This window comes from Ramlibacter sp., assembly GCF_013697775.1.
Taxonomy (GTDB): Bacteria; Pseudomonadota; Gammaproteobacteria; order Burkholderiales; family Burkholderiaceae_C; genus Ramlibacter.
This window is the reverse complement of record NZ_JACCWG010000127.1, coordinates 1-4,027: the sequence shown is the minus strand read 5'-3', so window position 1 is coordinate 4,027 and position 4,027 is coordinate 1. Positions and strand designations below refer to the sequence as shown.

The 4,027-nt window shown below is 71.4% G+C and carries 4 protein-coding genes and 1 pseudogene; 2 read left to right on the top strand and 3 right to left on the bottom strand.

All coding sequences use genetic code 11. From position 1 onward, the window contains the following. Positions 1 to 354, top strand: a pseudogene (locus H0U68_RS06510) (hypothetical protein); the annotation flags it as partial. Between the two features lie 108 nt (positions 355 to 462). After that, complete coding sequence (locus tag H0U68_RS06505) at positions 463 to 741, top strand: hypothetical protein (protein WP_296353816.1); 279 nt, start codon at positions 463 to 465, stop codon at positions 739 to 741. 1 nt (position 742) lies between these two features. On the opposite strand, the gene H0U68_RS06500 is transcribed toward H0U68_RS06505, so the two are convergent. From H0U68_RS06500 to H0U68_RS06490, 3 genes are all read right to left on the bottom strand, one after another. Further along, positions 743 to 2,749 (bottom strand): response regulator, encoded by a 2,007-nt coding sequence (locus H0U68_RS06500; protein WP_296353815.1) that lies wholly within the window; start codon positions 2,747 to 2,749, stop codon positions 743 to 745. Between the two features lie 20 nt (positions 2,750 to 2,769). Beyond that, positions 2,770 to 3,645 carry an ATP-binding protein gene (locus tag H0U68_RS06495; RefSeq protein ID WP_296353813.1) on the bottom strand — a complete coding sequence of 292 codons (876 nt, stop codon included), beginning with the start codon at positions 3,643 to 3,645 and terminating at the stop codon, positions 2,770 to 2,772. A 1-nt stretch (position 3,646) separates the two neighbouring features. Then, the coding region (locus H0U68_RS06490; RefSeq protein ID WP_296353811.1) for a SpoIIE family protein phosphatase at positions 3,647 to 4,027 on the bottom strand (381 nt) is incomplete at its 5' end.

Genomic DNA, 4,027 nt, shown 5'->3' with positions numbered 1-4,027 from the left:
ACCCCGGGCACGGGCTCCGGCACCACCGCGGGCACCGGCACCACTGGCACGACTGCTGGCACCACCGCGACCATGCCGACGGCCTCGGCCAGCATGCCCACGCGCAGCGGCACCCGCACCGCGCCCCGTACCGGCACGGACACGGGCACCACCGCCGGCACCGGCACGAGCACCACCACCGGCACCACCCCGGGCACGGGCTCGGGCACCACCGGAGGCACCAGCACCACCGGGACGACCTCGGGCAAGACCATGGGCAAGACCAGGGGCAAGCGCAAGGACTGCCCCCCGGGCCTGGCGAAGAAGGACAACAACTGCATGCCCCCCGGCCAGGTGATGAAGCAGCAGCCCTGACCTGAGCAGGAGCGGCGCAACACACAAGGGCGGCTTCGGCCGCCCTTTTCGCGTGTGCGCGCCGGCAAAGCGGCGACAATCCAAGCGAAGAAACCACAGAGACCGGGCATGGACAACCAACAGATCACCGACACGCTGGAGCTGCACACCCAGAGCATCCAGGGCCTGGTGGACAACCAGCTGATGCTGGCCGCGCAGGTGCAGGTGCTGCAGGCAGCCATCGCCACCATGCTGCTGCACCACCCCGAGCGCACCACCCTGCTGCGCAGCTTCAAGGGCTACATGAAGATTTCCAAGGAATCGACGCCGCAGCTGGCGCGCCACATGCAGGCGCTCGAAGGCGGCATGCTGGCCCTGCTGGGCGAGAACACCGAACCCGACAAGTGACTCAGGCGGGGCCCTGCCCCGCGGTCCGGCGCGCGCCCACCAGCGCCTCGATGGCATTGACGAGCTTTTGCGGCTGCAGCGGCTTGCTCAGGTGCAGGTCGAAGCCGGCCTGTTCGGCTTTCTCGCGGTCTTCCGGGCGGGTGAACGCGGTGAGCGCGATGGCCGGCAGCCGCCCCGGGCGGCCGGGCGGCTGCATCAGCCGCGCCTGGCGGGCCAGCTCGTAGCCGTCGCGCCCGGGCAGGCCGATGTCGCTCACCAGCACGTCGGGCCAGGCCGCGCGCATGGCTTCCACCGCCGTGTCGAAGCTGCTGGCGCAGCGCACGCGGGCGCCGCGGTCGGCCAGCACCACCACCATCATCTCGGTCGCATCGGCGTCGTCCTCCACCAGCAGCACGTCCAGGCCATGCAGGGCGGTGTCGGAGGATGCGCGCTCGGTGTCCTCGCGCGCGCGCGGCGCGTGGGCGGGCTCGGCCACGGGCCCCTGCACCGGCAGTTCCACCCGCATTGTGGTGCCCGTCCCCAGCCCGCCGCTCATCGCGACCACGCTGCCGCCGTGCAGCTCGGCCAGGTGCTTGACGATCGCCAGTCCCAGCCCCAGGCCGCCGTGCGCGCGGTTGCCCGGCGCATCGCTCTGCGCGAAGCGGTCGAACATGTGGCCGAGAAATTCGGGCGCGATGCCCACGCCGTGGTCGCGCACCGTGAGGTCCAGGCGCTCGCCCTCGCGGCGCAGCAGCACCTCCACTTCGCCGCCGGGGGGCGAGAACTTGATGGCGTTGGTCATCAGGTTCCAGAAGATCTGCTGGAAGCGCGCCGGGTCCAGCCAAGCGGTGCCCTGCGCCTGCACGACGTCGGTGCGGATGCCCACGCGCTTCTCGGCCGCCTCGTCGGCCACCGAGGCGAGCGAGTCGGCGATCAGCTCCCCCGGGTCGACCGGCTCACAGTCCAGCCGCAGCTTGCCCGAGTTGATGCGCGAAACATCCAGGATGTCGGAGATGATGCGCGCCTGCGTTTTCACGTTGCGCTCGATCGCGTCCAGCCCGCGCATGGTTTCCGGCGTGGCGCCGCGCCGCTTGAGCACGTGCACCCAGCCCATGATGGCGTTTAGCGGCGTGCGCAGCTCGTGCGACAGCACGGCGATGAAGTCGTCCTTGGTGCGGCTGTGGCGCTCGGCCACCGAGCGCGCCGCCTGCTCGCGCTCCAGCACGTCGCGGCGGCGCTCTTCCAGCTCGTGGCGTTGCGACACGTCGATGGCGACGGCGATGCGCAGGCCCGGCTCGGCGTGCGAGGACACGCTCCATTCCAGGTGCACCGGCGACCCGTCGGGGCGCAGCAGCGGAAAGACGCTGCGCACCGGCGCGCCGTCGGCGCCGTTTTGCGCGCCCGACAGCAACTGGTCCACGAAGGCGGCCTGCTCGGGCGCGGCGAAAGCACGCACCGGCTGGCCCAGCAGCTCGTGCGCCGGCCGGCGCAGCAGGCGCTGCAGCGCCGGGTTGGCGTCGGCGAAACAGCCTTGGGCATCCAGCAGCCCGATGCCGCTGTCGGCCTGGTCGTAGATGGCGCGAAACCGCAGCTCGCTGCGGCGCAGCGCGTCCTCGGCGCTGCGCGCGCGGATCAGCGCCTGCAGCGTGGCCACCAGCACGGCCGGCTCCACCGGGTGCACCAGGTAGGCGTCAGCGCCGGCGTTCAGCCCGGTCACGCGATCCTGCGGGCGGATGTACGTGGCCGACAGGTGGATGATGGGCAGCAGCGAGGTCTCCACGCGGGCACGCATGCGCCGGCAGACTTCGAAACCGTCGATGTCGGGCAGGTGCACGTCCAGCACCACCGCCGACACGCCCGAGACGGACATCTCCATCGCCTCGCCGCCGCTGGCCGCTTCTTGCGTGGCGAAACCCGCGGCACGGGCCAGGCGGGCGGTGGCGTAGCGTGTGGCCGCGTTGTCGTCCACCACCAGCACGGTGTGCGCCGCACGGTCGATGGTGGTGTGGATGACGTCGGTGTCGATCATGGGAACCCGCGGCCCCGCGCTCAGGGCGCGTCCAGCTGCGCGGGAATGGTCAGGGAGAAGACCGAGCCCTTGCCGGGCTCGCTGGCCACCGCGACGCCGCCGCCCAGCAGCTCGGCCAGCCGCTTGGACAGCGACAGGCCCAGGCCGGTGCCGCGCAGCCGCTTTTGCAGCGACGACTGCACCTGCGAGTAGTCCTCGAAGATGCTGGCGTGGAATTCGGGCGCAATGCCGATGCCGGTGTCGCGCACGCAGAACCGCACCCGGTCGCCATCGACCCGCTCGACGCTCACCCGCACCTCGCCGCGCGGCGTGAACTTCAGCGCATTGGAGACGAAATTGCGCAGGATCTGCGAGAGCTTGCGGTCGTCGGTGTAGAGCTTCGGAATGTCCTGCGGCTCCTCGAACACCAGGTGGACCTCGGCATTGGTGAGCACCGGCTTGAACATGCCGCGCAACGCGGAGAACAGGTCCACCATCTCGAACCAGCCGGGCGAAATCTCCACCCGCCCGGCCTCCACCTTGGCCAGGTCCAGCAGGTCGTCGACCATCTCGGCGAATTCGGCCGAGGTCTGCTGGATGAAGCCGACCTGCCGTTCCTGCTCGGGGGTGAGCGGGCCATCCACGTGGTCCAGCAGCAGCCGCGCGATGCTGCGGATGGAGCCGATCGGCGTGCGGAACTCATGGCTCATGTAGGCCAGGAACCGGCTTTTGAGTTCGGTGGCCTCGCGCAGCTGCTCGGCCTGCAGCTCCAGTTCCGAGTACAGCGCCAGCACGCCGTGGTTGGTCTCCTCCAGCTCGGCGCGCAGCGCCCGCGACTCGCCGCGGCTGGCCGCCAGCGCGGCGAGGGCGGCGGCCAGGTCCCGCGGTTCTTCCGTGGTGCGGTTGACGACGTCCATGTCAGTCCCTCCGGCGCAGCACCACGACGGTGGCGTCGTCGCGGCCGCGGCAATGCTCGCGCAGCAGCAGGGCCGCGGCGAGCACGGGGTCGCGGCCCAGCACCGGGTGCAGCAGCTCGGGCCGCCAGCGGCTTTCGATGCCGTCGCTGTGCACCACCAGCAGCGCGTGCGGCGGCCAGGGCACCGACACTTCTTCGGGCGTACGCATCTGCAGGCCCACCGTGCCGTGCTGCGACAGCAGGGTGCGGTCGGTGGTGCCCGAGACCACGCGCGCCAGCACGTTGCCCGCACCGGCGCTGCGCAGCGTGCCCTCGCGCGTGTCGGCATGCAGCAGCGTCACGGCCGCGCCGCGCGTGCTGCGCAGCGCCGCATGCGCGCGTTC

Coding starts and splice junctions, on each gene's coding strand:
- H0U68_RS06495 (WP_296353813.1), bottom strand. CDS start 3,645: ATGGACGTCGTCAACCGCACCACGGAAGAACCGCGGGACCTGGCCGCC.
- H0U68_RS06505 (WP_296353816.1), top strand. CDS start 463: ATGGACAACCAACAGATCACCGACACGCTGGAGCTGCACACCCAGAGC.
- H0U68_RS06500 (WP_296353815.1), bottom strand. CDS start 2,749: ATGATCGACACCGACGTCATCCACACCACCATCGACCGTGCGGCGCAC.